The 20,013-nt window shown below is 72.0% G+C and carries 18 protein-coding genes and 1 pseudogene; 10 read left to right on the top strand and 9 right to left on the bottom strand.

What is annotated here, in order from left to right:
* Positions 1–50: 50 nt before the first annotated feature.
* Entirely contained in the window at positions 51–3,293 is a 3,243-nt protein-coding gene (locus ABZT47_RS38300; protein WP_354853141.1) for a BTAD domain-containing putative transcriptional regulator, read from the top strand.
* A gap of 56 nt (positions 3,294–3,349) precedes the next feature.
* Here the strand turns inward: ABZT47_RS38300 and ABZT47_RS38295 are convergent, their stop codons facing one another.
* Positions 3,350–4,222 carry an alpha/beta hydrolase gene (locus ABZT47_RS38295; RefSeq protein WP_354853139.1) on the bottom strand — a complete coding sequence of 291 codons (873 nt, stop codon included), beginning with the start codon at positions 4,220–4,222 and terminating at the stop codon, positions 3,350–3,352.
* Positions 4,223–4,310: 88 nt separating this feature from the next.
* Between ABZT47_RS38295 and ABZT47_RS38290 the strand changes: the two genes are divergently transcribed.
* The 3 genes from ABZT47_RS38290 to ABZT47_RS38280 all read left to right on the top strand — a co-directional run bounded on the left by ABZT47_RS38290 (position 4,311) and on the right by ABZT47_RS38280 (position 8,180).
* Positions 4,311–4,835 (top strand): CGNR zinc finger domain-containing protein, encoded by a 525-nt coding sequence (locus ABZT47_RS38290; protein WP_354853137.1) that lies wholly within the window; start codon positions 4,311–4,313, stop codon positions 4,833–4,835.
* Positions 4,836–5,188: 353 nt separating this feature from the next.
* Entirely contained in the window at positions 5,189–6,670 is a 1,482-nt protein-coding gene (locus ABZT47_RS38285; protein WP_354853135.1) for an SMP-30/gluconolactonase/LRE family protein, read from the top strand.
* Positions 6,671–7,115: 445 nt separating this feature from the next.
* Positions 7,116–8,180 (top strand): ferritin-like protein, encoded by a 1,065-nt coding sequence (locus ABZT47_RS38280; RefSeq protein WP_354853133.1) that lies wholly within the window; start codon positions 7,116–7,118, stop codon positions 8,178–8,180.
* A gap of 45 nt (positions 8,181–8,225) precedes the next feature.
* Here the strand turns inward: ABZT47_RS38280 and ABZT47_RS38275 are convergent, their stop codons facing one another.
* The 3 genes from ABZT47_RS38275 to ABZT47_RS38265 form a co-directional block, all read right to left on the bottom strand.
* Positions 8,226–8,807, bottom strand: coding sequence for a DinB family protein (locus tag ABZT47_RS38275; RefSeq protein WP_354853131.1), 582 nt, complete (start codon positions 8,805–8,807; stop codon positions 8,226–8,228).
* A gap of 119 nt (positions 8,808–8,926) precedes the next feature.
* Positions 8,927–10,153, bottom strand: coding sequence for a monooxygenase (locus tag ABZT47_RS38270; protein ID WP_354853129.1), 1,227 nt, complete (start codon positions 10,151–10,153; stop codon positions 8,927–8,929).
* A 294-nt stretch (positions 10,154–10,447) separates the two neighbouring features.
* On the bottom strand, positions 10,448–11,368 hold the full coding sequence (locus tag ABZT47_RS38265; protein WP_354853128.1) for an SDR family oxidoreductase: 921 nt from the start codon (positions 11,366–11,368) through the stop codon (positions 10,448–10,450).
* A gap of 138 nt (positions 11,369–11,506) precedes the next feature.
* On the opposite strand from ABZT47_RS38265, the gene ABZT47_RS38260 reads away from it, so the two are divergent.
* From ABZT47_RS38260 to ABZT47_RS38250, 3 genes and pseudogenes are all read left to right on the top strand, one after another.
* A complete protein-coding gene (locus ABZT47_RS38260) occupies positions 11,507–12,178 on the top strand; it encodes a winged helix-turn-helix transcriptional regulator (RefSeq protein WP_354853126.1) in 672 nt (223 codons plus the stop codon).
* A 155-nt stretch (positions 12,179–12,333) separates the two neighbouring features.
* Complete coding sequence (locus ABZT47_RS38255; RefSeq protein ID WP_354853124.1) at positions 12,334–12,486, top strand: hypothetical protein; 153 nt, start codon at positions 12,334–12,336, stop codon at positions 12,484–12,486.
* Between the two features lie 2 nt (positions 12,487–12,488).
* Positions 12,489–12,611, top strand: a pseudogene (locus tag ABZT47_RS38250) (DUF2975 domain-containing protein); the annotation flags it as partial.
* Between the two features lie 83 nt (positions 12,612–12,694).
* Here ABZT47_RS38250 and ABZT47_RS38245 read toward each other — a convergent pair.
* A complete protein-coding gene (locus ABZT47_RS38245; RefSeq protein WP_354853122.1) occupies positions 12,695–13,150 on the bottom strand; it encodes a MarR family winged helix-turn-helix transcriptional regulator in 456 nt (151 codons plus the stop codon).
* A 107-nt stretch (positions 13,151–13,257) separates the two neighbouring features.
* Here ABZT47_RS38245 and ABZT47_RS38240 point away from each other — a divergent pair, with 107 nt between their 5' ends.
* Positions 13,258–14,115, top strand: coding sequence for an NAD(P)H-binding protein (locus tag ABZT47_RS38240; protein ID WP_354853120.1), 858 nt, complete (start codon positions 13,258–13,260; stop codon positions 14,113–14,115).
* A 40-nt stretch (positions 14,116–14,155) separates the two neighbouring features.
* Here ABZT47_RS38240 and ABZT47_RS38235 read toward each other — a convergent pair whose 3' ends face one another.
* Entirely contained in the window at positions 14,156–15,034 is an 879-nt protein-coding gene (locus ABZT47_RS38235) for an RNA polymerase sigma-70 factor (RefSeq protein ID WP_354853208.1), read from the bottom strand.
* Positions 15,035–15,329: 295 nt separating this feature from the next.
* Between ABZT47_RS38235 and ABZT47_RS38230 the strand changes: the two genes are divergently transcribed.
* Positions 15,330–16,103 (top strand): SDR family oxidoreductase, encoded by a 774-nt coding sequence (locus tag ABZT47_RS38230; protein ID WP_354853118.1) that lies wholly within the window; start codon positions 15,330–15,332, stop codon positions 16,101–16,103.
* A gap of 134 nt (positions 16,104–16,237) precedes the next feature.
* Here the strand turns inward: ABZT47_RS38230 and ABZT47_RS38225 are convergent, their stop codons facing one another.
* The 3 genes from ABZT47_RS38225 to ABZT47_RS38215 all read right to left on the bottom strand — a co-directional run bounded on the left by ABZT47_RS38225 (position 16,238) and on the right by ABZT47_RS38215 (position 19,257).
* Positions 16,238–16,690, bottom strand: a complete 453-nt coding sequence (locus tag ABZT47_RS38225) for a hypothetical protein (RefSeq protein ID WP_354853116.1) — start codon at positions 16,688–16,690, stop codon at positions 16,238–16,240.
* Between the two features lie 185 nt (positions 16,691–16,875).
* Positions 16,876–18,492 (bottom strand): FAD-dependent monooxygenase, encoded by a 1,617-nt coding sequence (locus ABZT47_RS38220; RefSeq protein WP_354853114.1) that lies wholly within the window; start codon positions 18,490–18,492, stop codon positions 16,876–16,878.
* 33 nt (positions 18,493–18,525) lie between these two features.
* Entirely contained in the window at positions 18,526–19,257 is a 732-nt protein-coding gene (locus ABZT47_RS38215; RefSeq protein ID WP_354853112.1) for a helix-turn-helix domain-containing protein, read from the bottom strand.
* Positions 19,258–19,425: 168 nt separating this feature from the next.
* Here ABZT47_RS38215 and ABZT47_RS38210 point away from each other — a divergent pair.
* On the top strand, positions 19,426–20,013 hold a 588-nt coding region (locus ABZT47_RS38210), incomplete at its 3' end, for a sigma factor-like helix-turn-helix DNA-binding protein (protein ID WP_354853110.1).

Below are 20,013 nucleotides of genomic sequence, written 5' to 3'. Positions count from 1 at the left end.
ATCGGCGGCCGCCCCTGGATGGCCATCGGCATCGGTATTACTGTGCAGCTGTGGTGATCGACGCCTTCGAGCGTTCGGCCGGCGATCCGCCCATCGACTTTCGGATGCTGGGGCCCCTGGCGGTCGAGACCGCCGGTGTCGAGCGGGTGATCGGCGGGCCGCGCGAGCGCACCGCCCTGGCGATGCTGTTGCTGGAGCGCAACCAGGTCGTCCCGCGTGATCGGCTGATCGAGGCGGTGTGGGCCGACGACCCGCCGTCGACGTGCCATCAGCAGGTTCAGACGTGCATCTCGCTGCTGCGCCGGAGTCTGGCGCTGGCCGGCGCCGCCCACGTGATCGAGACCCGACGACCGGGTTACCGCCTCCTGGTCGAGGACCGGCAGGTCGATCAGAGCCGGTTCGACGCGCTGGTCGCGGCCGGCCGGCGAAGCCTGGCCGACGATCCGGCCACGGCGGAACGGCTCCTGCGTGAGGCGCTGGGGTTGTGGCGTGGACGGCCACTCGCCGACATCGACAGCCCGCTCGTCCGGAAGATGACCTTCACCCTTGCCGAGGCGGAGTGCGCCGCGGCGGAGGACTGGTTCGACGCGCTGCTGGCGCTCGGCCGGGTCGAGGAGGTCTGCCTGGAGGCGGCGGCGCTCGTCGTCCGGCAGCCGCTGCGTGAACGGTTGCTGCGCCAGCACATCACCGCGCTGTACCGGGCCGGACGTACGGCCGACGCGCTCGCCGCCTACCGCCGGGCCCGGGACCTGTTCGTCGAGGAGCTGGGTGTGGAGCCGGGTCCACAGCTCCAGGATGTGCAGCGTGCGATCCTGGAGCACGACGCCGGCCAGTGGACGGCACGGTCGGCACGGTCGGCGCAGCCGCCGTCCCCGCCGGTCACCTCGGCCGTCACCCCGCCGGCCACCTCGCCGGCCACGTCAGCCGTCGCCCCACCGGTCGCGTCACCGGTCGCGTCACCGGTCGCGCCGGCCGTCACATCGGCGGTGCCCAGGCAACTGCCCCGGTTCGCCGGCGACCTCACCGGCCGGGAGCACGCCGTCGCGCGCCTGCGCGCGCATCTGTCGTCGGGCGCCACGACCGCGCCCATCGCCGCGCTCAACGGACCGGGAGGTGCGGGCAAGACCGCGCTGGCGATCCACGTGGCGCACCTGATCGGCGACCGGTTCCCGGACGGGCAACTGTACGTGACGTTCGGCGGGGGCGGCCGGCGCCGCCGGTGGACCGACGTCGATGTGCTGGAGCGGCTCCTGCGCAGTCTCGGCGTGCCGGGCGCGGGCATCCCGCACGAGGTCGACGACCGGTTGTCGCTGTACAGGACCATCATCGCGGGCCGGCGGCTGCTGCTGGTCCTGGACGACGCGGCCGACGAGGGCGATGTCCGCGAGCTGCTCCCGGCCACACCCGGCTGCGCGGCCATCGTCACCAGCCGGCCCCGCCTGACCGGCCTGGACGATGTGCTGCACGTCGACGTCGACGTCTTGGGGCCATCCGAGGGCGTCCGGCTTCTCCTCCACCTGACCGGTCGCCGCATCGGCGCGGGCGAACTCGACGCGACGCGGAGCCTGGTCGACCTGTGCGGAGGCATGCCACTGGCACTGCAGATCGCCGGCGCCCGGCTCGCCGCCCGTCCGCACTGGACCGTCGCCGGCTTCGCGGCGCGGCTGGAGTCGGAGCGGCGCCGCCTTGACGAACTGGCGCACGGCGACCTCGCTGTCCGTCCGAGCATGGCGCTGTCCTACGCGAGCCTCGGCGCGCAGGCACGCCGGATGTTCCGCCGGCTCGGTGTGCTGGAAGTGGAGGATTTCGCAGCCTGGGTGGCCGCGCCGCTCCTCGGCACGACCATGGACGAGGCCGCCGAAGTGCTGGAGGATCTGGTCGGCGCCCGCCTGGTCGAGGTCGGCGGCAACGAGCAACGGGGCCCGCGGTACCGGATGCACGAGTTGCTGCGGGTGTTCAGCCGCGAGCGGCTGGCCGCCGAGGAGTCGGCCGACGACCGGACCTCCGCCCTGGCCCGGCTGCTCGGCTGCCTGCTGCATCTGGCCGAGGAGGCGCGCCGGCGGTACTACGGCGGTCCTGACCAGTGCATCATCCGCAGCGAGGCCACCCGGGTGCCTCTCGATGCGGCATCGGTGAACGCGCTCGTGTCCGACGGGTGGCGGTGGATGGAAAGCGAACACCCGCTTCTGGTGACCGCGGTCACGCAGGCCGCCCGGGCCGGGCTCACCGAGTTGAGCTGGGACATCGCCAACGCCAGCCTCACCCTGTTCGAGGTGGGGGCCCACCTCAACGACTGGCGGTCCAGCGCGACGGTCGCCCTGCAGGCGTCCCGGCGCGCCGGAGACCGGCGCGGGGAGGCCGTCATGGAACTGACGCTGGGCGAACTGGGCACTTTTCATTCCGACCCGCACACAACCCTGCGGCACATGGCCACCGCGACCCGGCTCTTCGAAGCGATCGGCGAGCGGCACGGCCACGCGCAGGCCGTTCGCGGCACGGCCAGCGCGATGCTCGCCCTGGGGCGGCTCGTCGAAGCCGCGGACGGCTTCCGTGAGGCGCAGCGCCTGATCGCTCCCATCGACAACCCGTCGACCAAACTGCACATCCTCTACAAACTCGCCTTGATCGAGATCGGCCAGGGCCGGCTCGATCGTGCGGACGCCCCACTGCTGGAGGGGCTCGCGAGCGCCGATGACCGCATCGACCGGCGTGTCAAGCTCATGCTGTCGCAACGTCTCGGCGAGATCTACCTGGAGCGTGGCGAGTGGGCGCGGGCGACGCAGGTGCTTCGCCCCGCGTTGAGCGGAACCCAGGCCGCGGGCGACAGGATCGGCGAGGTTTACCTCCGCCTGGCGCTGGGCCGCACGGCCGCCCGGATGGGCGACATGGCCGAGGCGGAGGCACAGTTCACCACCGCACTGGACATGGCTCACCGGCTCTGTGTCACGGTGTTGCACGGCCGGCTCCTGCTGGCACTCGGTCAGGTGTACGCGGCCGGCGATCGACGGCACCTCGCCGAGCCGCTCATGCTGCAGGCACTGGCCGTGTTCCGCGACAGGGGTCTGGTCCTGTTCCAGGTCTCGGCCCTGGAGGCGCTGGGACTGCTCCACCGGTCCGCCGGAGATCGCGACGGTGCCGAGGCGGCGTGGCAGCAGGCGCTCCACCTGATCAGCACGCTGCGCGGCGGCGACGGCACCGGCCTCAGCGCCCGGCTCGTCCACCGACTGTCCACCCTGTCGAGCGGCGTCCCCTCCCCCGACGAACACCGGCAGACCGTACTGGCGACGATTTGAGAGCGGGCTCGACCTGAGTGTTTCGGGCGTCGACCGACCGGTCGTCGCGGCAGATCTCATGCCGCCGGCAGGTGTCGGGCGAGGAAGTCACGGATCAGCGCCGCCACCTGCTCGCCGGCGGTCTCCAGGAGGAAGTGGCCGTCCTCGAACAGGTGGATCTCCGCGTTGGCGGTGTCGCGGGCGAACGCGCGGGCCCCGTCCGGGCCGAAGAAGGGGTCGTACTTGCCCCACGTGGCCAGCACCGGCGTCTGCTTGGTGCGCAGCCATTCGTGCAGCGCCGGATACAGGGGCGGGTTGGTGGCGTAGTTCAAGAACAGGCTCAGCTGGACCTCCGCGTTGCCCGGCCGCGAGAGATAGGCGTGGTCGAGGTGCCAGGTGTCCGGGCTGACGATGCTCGGGTCCTCGACGCCGGTCACGTACTGGTCCCGGATCGCCTCGAGGGTGAACAGCCCGCGCAGCGCCGCCTCGTTCTCCGGGGTCTGCTCCCGCTGGTAGCGCCAGATGCCCTGCCAGGTGTCGGCGACGAAGCCCTCGTCGTAGCCGTTCCCGTTCTGGCTGATCACCGCGACGACCGCGTCGGGGTCGCGGATCGCCAGCCGCCAGCCGATCGGGGCGCCGTAGTCCTGGACGCCGATCGCGTAGCGGGTCACACCCAGTTGCCCGAGCAGTCCGGCGGTGAGGTCCGCCAGCGCGTCGAAGCTGTAGTCGAACTCCTCGACCGGAGGCGCGTCGGAGAGCCCGAACCCGAGGTGATCGGGGGCGATGACCCGGTACCCCTCCAGCCGGGGGATCAGGTCGCGGAACATGAACGAGCTCGTCGGGAAGCCGTGCAGCAACACGATCGTCGGCATGCCCGCCGTCCCGGCCTCCCGGTAGAAGAGTCGATGCCCCTCGACCGTCGCGTACCTGTGGTGCACTACCGCACTCATTGCCCTAACCCCCATAGTCACCTTTGTTGGTTAGACGGTAAGCATGGGAGTGTAACCTTGTCAAACAAGAATGGAGGTTAGAACGACGATGAAGGTCGAAAGCCTGGACGAGGGGCTGCTCCTGGCCCTGCTGAACACGACCCCGACCGTCGCCGGAGAGGTGACCGATCGTCTCGCCGACCCCGAGGAGGCCGGCGCCTGGATCGCGGAACACGCGGGCGAAGCGCATCTCGGCGAAGACCTCGCACTTCTGCGCTCGACCCGCGACACGCTCCAGGCACTGGTGCACGACCAGGCCACGCCGGCGGCGCTCGCCCCGGCGCTCCACGGCGTCAGCTACCAGCCGCTCATCAGCGACACCGGCATCAGCTGGCGGCTCGCGACGCCTCGCGAGCACATCCTGGCGGCCCGAGCCATCGTGGCCTGGGACGCGCTCCGGCACACCGCCCCCGGCCGGCTCCGCGCCTGCGAGAACAAAGACGAGTGCACGCTCTTCTTCGTCGACCACTCCAAGAGCAACAGCGCCCGATGGTGTTCGATGGCCGGCTGCGGCAACCGCATGAAAGCGCGCCGCCACTACGAACGCCGGAAGAACGCCCCGACCATCACCTGACATCCCACCGCCATGACGGCCATGGCGCTCGGGGGCGGGCTGAACGTTTCAGCGCCGCGGCCCGGGCTCTTCTCGGTCGCCGATCGGCTCGCCGGGACCGGCGGGCGGTGGCGTTCGCCCAGGCTGAGGCGGGCGTCGGTGCGGCGGCGACCGGCCGCCGCGCGAAGGGTGATCAGGCGGCGTCTCACCCGGCGGACGCCGTGACGGGCGACCGATCGCGACCCTCCACCTAATCTTTGATCCCGGGACGTCGGTCGGCGGTGCGCCGCGTGGCGTGCCGGTGGACCCCGTCCCCGACCGGCGCTCTGAGGCGGGCGGCGGCTGCCCGTCGTCGTTGCCGAAAGGACGCCCAGATGAGACGGAGTCTCGCCACTTTCGCGGTCACCGGACTGGCCGCCGCGCTGGTCGTCTCCGGTGGAGTCGCAGCGGTGACGATGCCGGCGGCGGCCGCCGCCGGGTGCAAGGTGACCTACAAGATCGTCAATCAGTGGGGCGGCGGCTTCCAGGGCGATGTGGCCATCACCAACCTCGGCGACCCGGTCAGCAGCTGGAAGCTGGAGTTCGACTTCCCCGACTCCGGCCAGAGGATCGGGTCCGGCTGGAACGCCACGTGGACGCAGTCCGGCGCGCACGTGACCGCGACCAGCATGCCCTACAACGGCTCCATCGCCACCAACGCCACGGCCAGTGGCATGGGGTTCAGCGCGAGCCTCACGGGCGCCAACCCCGTGCCCAACACCTTCTGGCTCAACGGCGTCATGTGCAGCGGGCCCGTGACCCTCACCCCCACCCCCACGGTCACGCCCACCCCCACCCCGACGCCGACGCCGACGCCCACGCCCACGCCGACCGTGACACCCACGCCCACACCCACGCCGACGCCCACCCCCTCGCCGGGGACGCCGCGCCCCGGCGTCGGGCCGTGCACGCCGGGCACGAGCTACCCCAACCCGCTGCCGTCGACGTCGGTGTCCGCCACGAAGATCCGCGACGGGTTCAACTTCCTGGAGGGCCCGGTCTGGGACGCCACCACCCAGACCCTGCTGCTGTCGCTGATGCGTGACGGCACCGGTTCGGAAGGCGTCCAGCCCGCGGACGTGCTGCGCTTCACCGAGCCGAACACCTTCGAGACCTTCATCGCCGGTTCCGGCAGCAACGGCCTGGCGCTCAGCCGGGACGGAGGCACACTGCTGGCCGCGACGCACGACCAGCGCAGCGTCTCATCCTTCCGCCTGTCGGACCGGACGCGGGGCGTGGTGGCCTCCTCCTACCAGGGGCACGCCTTCAACTCGCCGAACGACCTCACCGTCGGAGCCGACGGCACCGTCTACTTCACCGACCCCGACTTCCAGCGCGCGAACCGCACGGACCAGATGTCCGGCCGCACCGGCGTGTTCCGGGTCAAGAACGGCGTCGTCTCGCTGATCGACGACACCATCCGGGAGCCGAACGGCATCGTGCTCTCCCCCGACGGCAAGACGCTCTACGTCGGCGGCAACGGTTCGGGGAAGGTCTACAAGTGGCCGGTCAACGCTGACGGCAGCGTCGGCACGCGCGCCGACTTCGCGTCCCTGAACGGTTCGGACGGCGCGACGATCGACTGTGCCGGCAACCTCTACCAGGTGTCCTACAACGACGGCAAGGTTCACGTGTACGCGCCGTCCGGCGCGCAGCTCGGCACCATCTCCGCCGGGCTGAACACCACCAACGTCGCCTTCGGCGGCTCCGACGGCCGGACGCTGTACATCACCTCGGGCACGCCCTCCCGGGGCGGTAACAGCGGCAACTTCGGCCTCTACCGCGTCCGGCTGAACGTCCCCGGCTGGCCGTACTGACCTCGCCGTCACCTCGCCCGGGCCGGATGCCCTGCCCGGGCCGACGGTCGTGCCTGGTCAGGCATGGGAGGGGATCTCGCCGCGCTGGTGGGCGCGCCGGTCGCCGCTCGTCCGCGGTGTTGGTGTACCTCGCCGCGATCGGGTCGAGTGTCCTCTGATTCTTCTCCGCTCCGCCCGTGATGGATCCCGGTCCGGCGGCCCGCATGGTCGTGCGGTCCTGAGGAGCCTCGGCCGGCCTGGGCGAGCCGAGTGCTCGTATGTCGCCGCGAGCCCGGCGCGGGCGGGGTGGGCCGGCTGATTTTCTCGCGGGTTCTGTCACAGGGCCGGTGGGCTGTCCTGTCTTAGCTGGCGATCGGGGTCCGGCGTCCAGGTGCGTGACCCGTCCCGAACGTCCCTTTGGCGGCGGTGCGATCCGCCCCTTCCCGAACACCGAGATAGGACACCCATGGAACACCCGCGACCGCCAGAGTCCGCCGCCGCCTCGGCGGCACGGATCGACACGCTCGACAGTCTCCGCGAGCACCTGCAGTGGGCGATCGAGCTGGAGCACGCGACCCTTCCGCCGTACCTGTGCGCGCTCTACTCGCTCGACCCGGACCGCAACCCGGAGGCCGCCGAGGTGGTGGGCGGCGTCTTCGTCGAGGAGATGCTGCACCTCGTGCTGGCCGCCAACCTGCTCAACGCCGTCGGTGGCCGGCCACGGCTGGACAGGCCGGAGATGCTGCCGCCGCACCCCCGGCGGTTGCCGCACGGCGACAGGTCCCTGGAGCTGTCATTGCTTCCCTTCGGCACCGAGGCGCTGGAAATGTTCCTGCGTCTCGAACGGCCGGCACCGCCCGGCGGTCCGGCGGAGGGAGACGCCTACGAGACGATCGGGCAGTTCTACGCCGCGATCGAACAAGGACTGCGCGACCTGTGCGACCGGCTCGGCGAGCAGGCGGTCTTCTGCGGCGATCCGTCCCGCCAGGTGAGCGCCGGCCACTTCCGGCACACCGCCGGGCGGCTGGCAGCGGTGGACGGTCTGAAGTCCGCGCTGGCGGCGCTGGAAGAGATCGTCGAGCAGGGCGAGGGTGCGGCGGGTGGCGAGGTCTGGGACGGCGACCAGGATGTCTTCCACCCGGAACGGGACGAGGTCGCGCACTACTACCGGTTCCAGGAGCTCAAGGCCGGCCGGCGCTACCAGCGGGGCGACACCCCGCAGACCGGGCCCACCGGCGAGACGATCTCCGTGGACCCGGCCGGCGTCCTGCCGATGCGGCGGAACCCGCGGCTGGCCGACCACGCCCCGGGCAGCCCGATACGCGCGGCGCAGGAGGAGTTCGGCCACGGCTACCGCGACCTGTTGCAGGTGCTGCAACAGGCTTTCAACGGCCACCCCGAGCTGCTCGGGCAGGCCACGCGCGCCATGTACGCGCTCAAGGCCCAGGCCCAGGCTCTGATGCGAACGCCCGACGAAGACGGCACCACGGCCGGGCCGATCTTCGAGTACCTACCGCCCGAGTCACGCTGACCAAGCGCGCACCTCGACGGCGCGCCCAGCCTGCGGCGGGGATGATCACTGGCCGATGCGGCCGTCGATGCGCTCGCGCAGCAGGTCGGCGTGGCCCATGTGGCGGGCGTACTCCCAGATCATCCCGACCAGCACCTCGCGCAGCGACATCAGTCCCCCGCCGCTGCCGTGCAGGTTCTCGGGGTCGTCGGCGGTGACGTCGAGATCGGGCGCCCCGGCGACGTACCGCTCGGCGAAGTCCACCTCGGCGCGCCACGCCTCCCACGCCTCCGCCACCACCTGGGGGTCGGGAACGGCGCCGTCGAAGTCACCGTCACGGTCGGTGTCGGAGCAGTACAGCCGGGGCACGTCGTGACCGGCCATCAGCACCCGGAACGTCGCGCGCTCCACCTCGGCCAGGTGCCGCACCAGCCCGAGCAGCGACATCGTGGACGGCTCGACCGACCGCCGTGCCATGGCCTCCGCGTCGAGATCGGAGCACTTCATCTCCAGTGTGAGGCGTGCGCAGCGCAGGTTCTCGATCAGTGTGGTGCGCTCGTCGCCCAACGTCGGCCCGTTCTCCCGCGGGTCGTCGTCGGAGGGCTTGCCGTCCGCGGTGAACATGTCCGCTCGTCGTGTCGTGGGCATGGCGGCCATCATCGGTGACGCGCCCGGCGGCCGACAACGGATTTAACGCACCACACAGGCGCGTGGCGGGGCACACGCTCATCGCGCGCATCACCGTGCCCCGCCGCCGGCCCGCGCGATCAGCCCTTGGAACGGCCGGCCGGAGACCAGATCAGCAGGCCGAGGCACATCTCGTCGCTGGTGCCCTCACCCCACACGACGTACCGGGGCGGCAGGCCCTGCAGAGCGGGCAGCATCCTGCGCAGCCCCGCGTCGTGGGTGCAGGTCACCCGGAGGGTGTCCCCGGCCTTGACGGCGAGGGGCTTCGGCAGCGGCCGGATCGCCTGGTCGTCGAAGTTGTAGACCGGGATGTCGAGCAGGGTCCGTTCGCCGGGCTTGCCGGGGTTGAGCTGGATCGTGATGGACCGGCCGAGCAGGTGCATGTGCCCGGCGACGCCGTAGATGGTCGCCGGCCCCGGGACCGGGCGGTCGCAGTGCTGGGTCGGGCCGGGGGGAACGGCCGCGCCCTTGGCGCAGAACTCGCTGCGCATGCCGAGCGTCTGTTCGGCCTGTGCCCCGAAGCGGTGGGTCAGGTCGCCGACGGCGGCCTTCCGGTCGCACAACGGGCCGGACTCGCCGCTCGCGCAGGGGAGTTCGACGGGGGCCGGGAGCCGCGCGGTCTGCAAGGGGGTGTAGCCCTTCTCGCCGTCGGCGACCCGCAGCCGTATCCCCGACCGGTCGCTCTGGCCGGGCTTGCCGTCGGTGGCGAGCAGGTTGTAGTGCACCTGCATGATCAACCGGCTGCCGGCCGCCATCGCGTAGCCGACCTTCTGCGAGAACAGCGTCTCGTTGGCCCCCGGCGCCCAGTGGCCGACCCAGGCGCCGTCCTGGACGCCGGCGTCGCCGAAGCACGTCCATCCCTCGCCGGGCGTGCGGGCGTCGAGGTCACGGGCGGCCTGCACCTTGTCCGGGCCGATCTGGAAGATGATCGCGTGGTGCACGATCGCGGTGTTCTGCGGCAGGAACTGGCTGCCGGTGAGGAACGCCGGACCGGTCAGGCCGGGGTCGAGCAGGAAGCAGCGGTATTCGTCGGTTCCTCCCGAGGGGGCGGCCGGGGTGTACGGCTTTGGCGGCTTCAGGTCCACGAACCGCTCGGACGGGCGTAACGGCTGGGGCGGAGGCGCCTTGAACGGTCCCCCGTGGCCGGCGTGCGTGCCGGTGGTCGTGCCCGTGCTCGCCTGCGGCGAGCCGGAGGTGGTCCCGTGCCCGGCCACCGAGGATCCGGTGGTGGGTGACGGTCCGCACGCGGCGACGAGAAGTGTCGTGGCGAGTGCGACGGCTGCTCCGGTCAGCGCCGTGTGCTTCACTTCGGGCTCCTGCTCTCCACCGGGATGGCCCCCGTGAGCTCACGAACCGGCACCGGGAATGCCGGTCCTGTTGGCTCCAGCCTGCCGCGCGGGACCCTCGTTCCTCCATACGCCGCTCGGCTGAGCCGCTCCTCCGACCGGCGGAGGACATCCCTGAGATCACCCCTGACTTTCGGCCCGCGATTTCGGCCCGCACTTACGGCGGGCCGGACCACACGACGGTGGCCGTCCCTGGGCCGCTTCGGTCATGGCCGAGGTGGCATGCGCCACGCGTGGCCGGGCGAGGCCGCCCGTTCACCTGGCGCCGTCGCCCGACCGGCCGGCCGGGGTGACGGCGTACTGGGCCTCGCCGCGGAAGACCCCGGCGTGGCGGCGGGCGAACTCGGCGAAGGTGGTCGGCTCGACGCCGAAGCGCTCGTGGGTGCCGAGGTCGACTGTCGAGCGGCCAAGCCTGCGGCGCTCCGCGAAGAGCTGCCCGAACGCCGTCACGCGCGGCGCGGGGTACCCGGCCTCGGTCCAGGACCGCTGCTTGTCCTCGATGGAGACGTCGCGGTAGCGGACGGGCCTGCCGATGGCGTCGGAGATGTGCCGGGCGGCCTCGGTCATGGTGAGGGCCTCGGGGCCGGTCATGGGGTAGATCGCGCCTTCGTGGCCGGGCGTGGTGAGCACGGCGCAGGCCACCTTGGCGATGTCGTCGATGTCGACCGGGGCCAGCGTGGTGTCGCCGAGCGGGAGGCGCAGTTCGCCGGAGGCGACGATGTCGGGCACCTCCTCGAAGTACACGTGCATGAACTGGCTCGGCTGCAGCACCGTCCAGAGCGCGCCGGAGGCGTACAGGTACCGCTGGATCTGCTCGTGACTGCGGCTGGACCGGAACCTCTCGTTGTCGAACCCGTCGGTGGAGTCCTTGCCGGAGAACTTCACGATGTGGCCGACGCCCGCCCTGACCGCGGCGTCGATGAACGTGCACTGGGTCTCCAGCATCAGCGGACCGGCACCGGAGATCATCAGCACCCGGTCCACCCCGGCCAGCGCCGGCTCCAGCGTCTCGGGCCACAGCATGTCGCCGTGGACGATCTCGACGCCCGGCAGGCCGCGCAGGCCTTCGGCTTTCGCCGGCTCCCGCACGAGCGCCCGGACGGGCCGGCCGCGCCGCGCGAACTCACGCACGACCGCCGAGCCGGGACGCCCGTTCGCGCCTGTGATGAGGATCATCGCTTCTTCTTCCTGTCGAGAGGATGGCCTTCCTGGCCCGAGGGGGCCTGCGATGCACAGTACATATCGATACCTGTTAGTACAACTTCGGAACTAGAAGGTTCTCTTCGGTCCGAAAGCTCGGTTAGACTCGGCGACGTGGGAGGCACGCGGAACTATGGCGACGCCTGCGCCGCCGCGCACGCCCTTGACCTGGTCGGCGAGCGCTGGGCCCTGCTGGTGGTGCGCGAGTTGCTGCTCGGCCCCAAACGCTTCAGCGACCTGCGTGCCGGGCTGCCGAACGCCGGCCCCAACCGCCTGTCGCAGCGGCTGCGCGAACTGGAGGAGTCCGGCATCGTGCGGCGCCGCAAGCTCGGGCCGCCCGGGCGGTTCTGGGTGTACGAGCTGACCGAATGGGGGCGGCAGCTCCAGCCGGTGCTCGTGCACCTCGGCCACTGGGGCCGGCTGTCCCCGTTCCGCGACCTGGACGCCGGCATCAGCGTCGACGCGCTCATGCTGGCGCTCCAGGGGGACTTCGACGCGGAGGCGAGCGGCGGCCTGACCGCGACCTATGGGCTGGTCTTCGGCGACGACCACATCACGGTGCGCGTCTCCGGCGGCCGCATCGACGTCGCCCGCGGCGAGCCGTCCGCGCCCGACGCGACCGTCACCGCCGACACCCGGACGTTCGCGGGCCTGATGACCGGCAAGCTCGCCGTCGAGGAGGCCGTGAGCGCCGGCCAGGTCACCGTGTCCGGCGACCTGGCCGCGGTCGGGCGCCTGTTCGCCTCACTCCCCCGGCCCCGCACCGTCGCGGCGCCGCCGGCATAACCCACCGCCGGCGCGATCGGCCGTCGAGCTCGCCGGCGGAGCCGCACCGGCCGTGGTGCTCGTCCTCACCCAGCCCACGTCTCGACGACCTGACCTCTTATCTCGTATATCGATAGTCGATAGATGATCATCGTTAGTCGATCGAAGGAGAGATGATGGGGAGGCTGCCGGTGCTCGCGCTGCGCGTCGTGCCCGTGGCGCTGCTCGCCGGGTCGGTGTTCGTGCAGACGGTGATGGTGCCGTTGCTCGCCATCGACCAGGAGGAGCTGGACGCGCACTACGCCTACCTGCGCACCCGTTCCTGGTGATCATGGTCCTGGGTGTCGTGACGGTCCAGGTCGTCCTGGTCTGCATGTGGCGGCCGGTCACGATGGTGCGGCGCGGGACGGTGTTCTCCCACGCTGCCTTCCGGTACGTGGACATCGTGATCGGCGCCATCGTGGCTGCCGCCCTGGTGATGTTCGCGCTCCCGGTCCTGCTCGCGCCGGGTGATCCGGCGCGTCCGGCTGAATGGCGTCAGGCGGTGGCCGAGTCACGGTGGGCGACGGGGGCGTCCAGCAGGGTGCGCGCCGAGCGGTGGATCTTCGCCAGGGCGCTGAGCAGATGTTCGCGTTCCGCCTCGGTGAGGTCGGCGGTGACCGCCTCCTCGAGCAACCGCCGCTCCCTCTCGATGGGCGCCCGCAGGGCGCTTCCGGCGTCGGTGAGCCACAAGCGGACCAGCCGGTTGTCCCGGTCGTCGCGGCGCCTGGTGAGCAGGCCGGCCGCGGCCATCCGGGTGGCCGCCTTGACCACGTTGGGGGTGGTGACGTTCAGGGCGGCGGCCACCTCGCCGGGGGTGCGGCCGTCCTGCCGCCACAGCACCGCGAGCAGGTGATCTTGCCCCAGGTGCACCCCGTGACGGCGCATGGCCACCTCGGCCGCCGCCCGCAGCGCCTTCGACATCTTGCTGTGCAGGTCCAGGAACTCGGGCATGACAGGGCCTTCCGGTGTCGGGGACGCGGTGCGGTTCGATTGACGGCCAGATCATGTACCGGTTAACGTTCTGCCATCGTTAACCGGTACATGACTTGGGAGCTCTCATGATACTGATCACCGGCGCGACCGGGAACGTCGGCCGCGAGCTCGTCCGAGGGCTGGAGGAGACCGGCGCGCCCTTGCGCATCCTGATCCGCGACCCGGTCCGCGCCGCCGCGCTGCCCGGGCGGGCCGAACGGGTCGTAGGGGACCTGAGCGACCCGGCGACGCTGCCGCCCGCCTTCGCCGGAGCCGACCGGCTGTTCCTGCTCACCCCCGGCATCGGCCTGGACCACACCAGGCATGCCGTCGCCGCTGCCCAGGCCGCCGGGGTGCGCCACATCGTGCACCTGTCCTCCTTCAACGTGCTCGGCGACCCGATGCCCGCCATGGGCCGCTGGCACCACGAACGCGAGCAGGTCATCCGCGCGTCCGGCATCCCGGCCACGTTCCTGCGGCCTGGCGGCTTCATGACCAACGCCCTGGAGTGGCTGCCCACCATCCGCGAGGCGGGTTACGTCCTCGATCCGATCGGCCCTGGCCGGTACGCGCCGATCGACCCCGCCGACATCGCCGCCGTCGCCGCTCTGGCCCTGACCGGCGAGGGCCATCAGGGCAGGGAGTACGTGCTCACCGGTGAGGAACTGTTCACCGTCACCCAGCAGGTCGAGATCCTCGCCGCGGCGGCCGGCCGGGACCTGGAGGTACGGACGGTGACCACCGCGGAGCAGGCCGTCGCCTCCCGCTTCCCAGGCGGGGCGCCCCCGGCGCTGGCCGAGGCCATCGCCGAGGGGTTCCATCTCATGCGCGCCGACACCGCCGGGTTCCGCACCGACACCGTGGAACGCCTGCTCCGGCGCAGGCCCCGCACGTTCGCCGACTGGTGCGCGCGCAACGCCGGCGCCTTCAGGCGCACGTCCTGAACGAAGCAGGACAGGCGCGCCCGGAAGGGGCGGGCGCGGGTCAGCGGCTCAGCGCGGTCTCTCTGTCCACCCGCGACAGCTTCTCGGGATTGCGTACGGCGTAGAGGCCGGTGATGAGGCCGTCGTCGATGCGCACCGCGATGAGGGTGTCGATCTCGCCGTCGAGCCGGAGCGCCAGCGCCGGGTAGCCGTTGACCTGCACGGGTTCGACCGCCATCTCCTGGCCGATCTTGCGCACTCCGGCGGTCAGCACGCGGGCCACCCGGACGGCCCCGACGATGGGCGACAGCGCGGCCTTCCGGACCCCGCCGCCGTCCCCCAGGAAGACGACGTCCGGCGCGAGCATGTCGAGCAGGCGCTGCAGGTCGCCGGTCTGGACCGCCCGCTGGAACGCCTCCAGGGCGCCGCGGGTCTCGGCCGCGGAGACGACTCCGCGCGGCCGGCGCGCGGCGACGTGGGCCCGTGCCCGGTGGGCGATCTGGCGGACCGCGGCCGGGCGCTTGCCGACCGCCTCGGCGATCTCGTCGTAGTCCAGGTCGAACACCTCGCGCAGCACGAACACCGCCCGCTCGGTCGGCGCGAGCGTCTCCAGCACCAGCAGCATCGCCATCGAGACGCTGTCGGCCAGTTCCACGTCCTCGGCCACGTCGGGAGTGGTCAGCAGCGGTTCGGGCAACCAGGGACCGACGTAGGACTCCTTGCGCCGGCCGAGGGTGCGCAGCCGGCTCAGCGCCTGCCTGGTGGTGATCCGGACGAGGTAGGCGCGCCGGTCGCGCACGGCGCCGAGGTCGACGCCCGCCCACCGCAGCCAGCTTTCCTGCAGGACGTCCTCGGCGTCGGCGGCCGAGCCGAGCATCTCGTAGGCGACGGTGAACAGCAGGTTGCGGTGGGCGATGAACACCTCGGTGGCGGAGTCCATGCGGTCGCCGCGAGCGGGCGCCTCCCCTGTGCCCGTCGTCGGCTCGCTGCCCTCGTTCATCGCCGGCTCCCGCCTGTCGGTTCTCGACTGTGCCACACGCACAAGACGCCGGCCCGCACCAATGTGTGACACCCGCGGCCGGTGGCGCACGTCACACGGGCGCGCTGTCACAGCGGCCGGACCGCCGGCATCTGGTGTCCGTCAGGACGCCGCGCGAACGATCCGCGCGGCACGCGGCTTCACGCGGCTTCACCTGACTTCGCACAGACGGACACGCTCGGACGGGAGCTCGGTCATGAACGAACACACCACACAGCGGCGGGTGGCACTGATCACCGGGGCGAACAAGGGGATCGGCCACGCGACCGCCGGACGGCTGGCCGCGCTGGGCATGACGGTCCTGGTCGGCGCCAGGAACCCCGGGCGCGGCCAGGACGCCGCCGCGGCCCTGCGCGCGGCGGGCGGCGACGCGCACGCCCTCACCCTGGACGTCACCGACCCGGAAACGATCCGGCGGGCCGCCACGTGGGTCGAGGAGCGCTTCGGCCGCCTTGACGTGCTGGTGAACAACGCCGGAATCGCCGGCGCCGGGATGGACCACGTCGCCCCAGAACTGGCCCGCGGGGAGATCCCGAGCTCCGTGGACACCGGCATGGTCCGCGCGGTGTTCGAGACCAACGTCTTCGGGGTGATCGCGGTGACCAACGCCATGCTCCCGCTGCTGCGGCGCTCACCGGCGCCGCGCGTCGTGAACCTCAGCAGCACCGGCGCGTCGCTGACCATCACCAGCGACCCGGACGGCCCGCTGGCGGGGCTGCCGCAGTCGGCCGCGTACGTGCCGTCCAAGACCGCCCTGAACGCGCTGACCGTGCAGTACGCCAGTGAGCTGCGCGAGGCCGGAATCCTGGTCAACGCCGCCTGCCCGGGTTTCTGCGCCACCGACATCAACAACTTCCGCGGGCACCGCACCGCCGCGCAGGGCGCCGCGGTCGTGGTGCGCCTGGCCACCCTGGGCGCGGACGGCCCGACCGGCGGCTTCTTCAGCGAGGACGGCCCGGTGCCCTGGTAGTCGTCGGGTGAACGGCCCGGCCCTGCGACCGGCCCGCCCCGCGTGGGCGGGCCGACGTCGGGCGGCTCATCGCTCGCTCCCCAGGATGCCGGGCCCGTGGCCGCCGGCGTCGGGAGCTGTACGGCTCACCGACCTCAGGTGGTGAAGTTGGCGAAGGCGGTGCCGACCGCGTTGACGGTGCTCGTCTCGTCGAGGGTCTGCTTGTCGACGGCGAGGTTGGGTGCGGCCGCCGCCGCTTTGTTGATGTCGTAGGTCTGCCGCTTGAGCGTCTTGCCGTTGAAGTCCTGGATGGTGATCTGGGAGATGCGGAAGACGGGCCGGGCGTTGTCTCCCAGTTCGCTGGCGACCCGCATCGTGATCTTCCGGAAGCCGGCGTCCACGGTGACGCTGTCTCGAAAGGCATGGCGGGTCGGGGTGAGTTCGTGTTCGAACTGCACCGTCTGGCAGGTGAAACCGGTGTAGCAGAGCTTGGCCTCGCCGTGGATGGTGGCGGTCGCGGCGTGCGCGCCGCCCGCCGTCCCGGCTAAGCCGGCCGCCGCGGCAGCGGCGCTCACCGCCAGTGCCGTCATTCGCCGCCGAACAGTCATGATCGATTCCTTTCTCAGGGGGACTGTTCTGTTTCAGTCCCGATGAGCTCAAGGTAGGAGCGTCCGGTTCTCCGTTCCGTGCCGAAGTACGCGTTGTCCTTGTGACCTCGATCACCACGTGTCCCGTACATGCGGGCGGGCGCCGAGGCGGGCCGCTTGTTCCGTGAAGGTGTCGTGGCCGGCGGTCACCGAGATTCGAAGTGCTCGGACGGGGCCGGCGCGAAGGCGGCGCAGGACACCTGGGCCAGCGCCGCGGTCAGCTCGCCGGCGGGCCGGACGGGCAGGCCGCGGGAGCGCCAGGCGATGTAGCCGTCCGGCCGGACCAGGCTCGCGCCGTCCTGGCCGACGCCGTAGGCGCGGAGGAACTCCTGCGGCTCCCGCGGCCGGAGCCGGCCGCCGATCCGCCGGCATTCCAGGGGTACGCCGGTCCGTTCGCTCGCCCGCTCGGCCGCGGCGGCCCAGCGGTCGTGGCCGGCCAGCAGGACCCACCCGCGCTGGAACAGGTCCAGTGTGGACGGCCGCTCGCCGTCTCCGCTCAGCCACAGGTGCGGCGCGCGGGTGCCGGGCTGCCCGGCCCACTGCTCGGGCCGCGCCGCGGGCGGCAGCTCCTCGCCGGCCGTCAGCACCGCGGCCGACCGGTACAACTGCCCGAACTCCATGGCCTCCTCGTCGAGGATCGGCGTACCGGCGTCGCCGGGGGTCTCGGTGAACCGGCGGTGGTCGGCCCGGGCGAAGATCTGGTCGTGGCGCAGCCACGCGACCGGGCGTCGCTCGGCGTCGTAGGTGCCGAGCAGCCGGGGCGCCGACTCGCCCGAGAGCACCGAGGACAGCTTCCAGGCGAGGTTGTGCGCGTCCTCGATGCCGGTGTTGGCGCCGTAGCCGCCGCGGGAGGGGGGCAGCGTGTGCGCCGCGTCCCCGGCGAGGAAGACCCGGCCGGAGGCGAAGCGGTCCGCCACCAGGGCACTGAGCTCCCAGCGGCCGGTGGTGATCAGCTCGACCGGAAGGTCGGTCCGGCCGATCGCCTGGAGCACCGTGGACTTCAGCGTGTCCGGGTCGCGTTCCCGGTCGTCGGCGAACATCAGCACCCAGCGGCCGTCGCCGTAGGTGGTGAGGAACGCCTGCAGTCCCGGCTGGTCGATCTGGAACTGGCTGACCCCCGACTCCAGGTACTCCTCCAGCGGGGCCCTGAACAGCACGCTGCGCGAGGTGCCGAGGTGGCCCCGGCCGCCTCGGCCGATCCCCAGCGCCTCCCGGACGGGGCTGCGGGTCCCGTCGGCGGCGAGCAGGTAGCCGGCCCGCACTTGATGCTCGTCGCCGTCGCCGGTGCGCAGCACGGCGAGCACCCCGTCGGCGTCCTGGCGCCAGGTCAGCAGTTCCGTGCCGAACCTGAGGTCGGCGCCGAGTTCGGCGGCCCTGTCGCGGAGCAGGGGTTCGAGCCGGTCCTGGGCGATCGCCGCGCCTGTGCACGGCGAGTACTCGATCGCGGGCGCCTCATCCACGGGCCCGTCATCGCCGCGCGGCGTCCAGGGGATCTCCTCCGACCACGGCCCGGCCAGGCTCTGGACCCGGGCCCGGCGCAGCCGCGCGCCGGGCGGCACCTGCGGCACGTGCGAGCCCAGGCCGACCGCCCGGAGCAGCTCCATCGTGCGTGGCGTGAAGCCGACGGCGCGTGGGTGCGGCGAGCTCGCGGCATGGCGCTCGGCCACCAGCGTGGGGACCCCGTGCCAGGACAGGAACACCGCCGCCGACAGGCCGACCAGCCCGCCGCCGGCGACCAGCACCGATGTCTCTTCCGTTCGCATGACCCTCCTCGGCCCGCGTGGGTGGGTGAACCGTCAGGGGTTGCCGGACGGTCTCTCTGGCCGGGCCGCGTCGCCGAGGCCGGTGTGCAGGATGTCCAGCGCCCGGCCGACGGTGTCGGTGAGGGTGGCGGTGATCCGCTCCGGCGACGCTCCCGCGCCGCGCAGCCGCGTCGCCTCCTCGATCATGGCGCCGACGGTGGTCAGGATGTAGGCGGCGATCGCCCGCGCCGCGACGGGCCCCAGGTGTGCGGGGACGCGGTCGGACAGGATCGCCGCCAGGTCCTCCTGATAGCGGGCGCCGCGCAGCCGCAGGGCGTCCTGCAGGGTGGGACTGTTCTGGATGATGGCGAAGACGCCCGCGAGCCGGTCGTCGGCCGCGCTCCGCGGGTCTTCGCCGTCCGGCGCCTCCGGCAGCGGCGGCAGGTGGGCGAACATGCGCGGCAGCTCCTGCTTGAGGAACTCCGGCAGCGGGGTGCTCAGCGGGAGCTGGTCGATCATGTCGATCAGATCGGCCTCGACCGGGCGGTGCCAGGCCAGCAGCAGGTCCTCTTTGGCCGGGAAGTGGTTGACGACGGTCTGTTTGGCGACGTCGGCGGCCTGGGCGATCTCGGCGATGGTCACCGCGTCGTACCCTCGCCCGGCGAACAGGGCCAGCGCGGTGCGGGCGATGCGGTCTCGGGTCTCACGGCGCCGCCGCTCGTGCCGGGACGGCGCGGACGCCTCCTGTGGCCGCGCCCCACCGGCGCCGCCTGCGTTGTCCTCCATGGTGGTACCGTACCATCTTTGTACTGGTACTAACAATGGTATGAGCCCACACTGGCATGCGACGCCGCCGTACGGCCGGAAGGATCCACCGGCCGGGAACCGGGCGATGTCGGCGCTCATTTGCTAGTTTCGTTAGCGTCCTGGTCTACGTCAGGAGTGTTGATCCCTGTGCTCAGTAGGGACGATCCGGCCGCGTACGAGCGGCTGTGCCAGGAGTACGGCGATCGTCTCCACGACTACTGCCGATCGGCGCTGGACGACGACGAAGCCCTCGCGGCGACGGCCGGGGCGCTGCAGGCGGCCCTCGCCCACTCCCATCGGCTGCCCGACGCGACGCGGCTGCGCGCGTGGCTGTACTCGCTGGCCCGCGCCGAGTGCCAGGCACGGCAGGACGGCATGGGGCACAAGGGCGCCTCCGCGCGGCGGGGACGCGACGGCGCCCCGGAGGTCGCGCTGGAGGTGCTGGCCAGCCTGGAGCCGCGTGAGCGGGAGATCCTTGATCTGACGCTTCGTCATGGGTTGAAGTCCGACGAGGTGGCCCGGGTGCTGGACATCTCGGTGGAGTCGGTGGAGTCGGCGGCGCGTGCGGGGCGGCGTCATGCCGAGCAGTGGCTGGCGGCGGTCATGGACGCCCGGGGCGCCGAGCCGCGGTGTTCGGTGCTGCCGGGGCTGGTGAGGTCGTGGGCGGAGTCGCCGACGCGGCTGCTGCGGGCGCACATCACCCGGCACATCCGCTCGTGCAAGAGCTGCGAGGGC

The sequence above is a fragment of the Sphaerisporangium sp. NPDC005289 genome, from assembly GCF_040607455.1.
GTDB classification, from domain to species: Bacteria; Actinomycetota; Actinomycetes; order Streptosporangiales; family Streptosporangiaceae; genus Sphaerisporangium; species Sphaerisporangium rhizosphaerae.
This window is presented reverse-complemented; position numbering and strand designations above follow the sequence as displayed.

Bases quoted from the DNA above. Each gene is read 5' to 3' on its own strand.
- ABZT47_RS38245 (WP_354853122.1), bottom strand. From the start codon at position 13,150: ATGCCCGAGTTCCTGGACCTGCACAGCAAGATGTCGAAGGCGCTGCGG.
- ABZT47_RS38220 (WP_354853114.1), bottom strand. From the start codon at position 18,492: ATGCGAACGGAAGAGACATCGGTGCTGGTCGCCGGCGGCGGGCTGGTC.
- ABZT47_RS38225 (WP_354853116.1), bottom strand. From the start codon at position 16,690: ATGACTGTTCGGCGGCGAATGACGGCACTGGCGGTGAGCGCCGCTGCC.
- ABZT47_RS38280 (WP_354853133.1), top strand. From the start codon at position 7,116: ATGGAACACCCGCGACCGCCAGAGTCCGCCGCCGCCTCGGCGGCACGG.
- ABZT47_RS38290 (WP_354853137.1), top strand. From the start codon at position 4,311: ATGAAGGTCGAAAGCCTGGACGAGGGGCTGCTCCTGGCCCTGCTGAAC.
- ABZT47_RS38285 (WP_354853135.1), top strand. From the start codon at position 5,189: ATGAGACGGAGTCTCGCCACTTTCGCGGTCACCGGACTGGCCGCCGCG.
- ABZT47_RS38255 (WP_354853124.1), top strand. From the start codon at position 12,334: ATGGGGAGGCTGCCGGTGCTCGCGCTGCGCGTCGTGCCCGTGGCGCTG.
- ABZT47_RS38240 (WP_354853120.1), top strand. From the start codon at position 13,258: ATGATACTGATCACCGGCGCGACCGGGAACGTCGGCCGCGAGCTCGTC.
- ABZT47_RS38265 (WP_354853128.1), bottom strand. From the start codon at position 11,368: ATGATCCTCATCACAGGCGCGAACGGGCGTCCCGGCTCGGCGGTCGTG.
- ABZT47_RS38230 (WP_354853118.1), top strand. From the start codon at position 15,330: ATGAACGAACACACCACACAGCGGCGGGTGGCACTGATCACCGGGGCG.
- ABZT47_RS38275 (WP_354853131.1), bottom strand. From the start codon at position 8,807: ATGCCCACGACACGACGAGCGGACATGTTCACCGCGGACGGCAAGCCC.
- ABZT47_RS38235 (WP_354853208.1), bottom strand. From the start codon at position 15,034: ATGGACTCCGCCACCGAGGTGTTCATCGCCCACCGCAACCTGCTGTTC.
- ABZT47_RS38295 (WP_354853139.1), bottom strand. From the start codon at position 4,222: ATGAGTGCGGTAGTGCACCACAGGTACGCGACGGTCGAGGGGCATCGA.
- ABZT47_RS38215 (WP_354853112.1), bottom strand. From the start codon at position 19,257: ATGGAGGACAACGCAGGCGGCGCCGGTGGGGCGCGGCCACAGGAGGCG.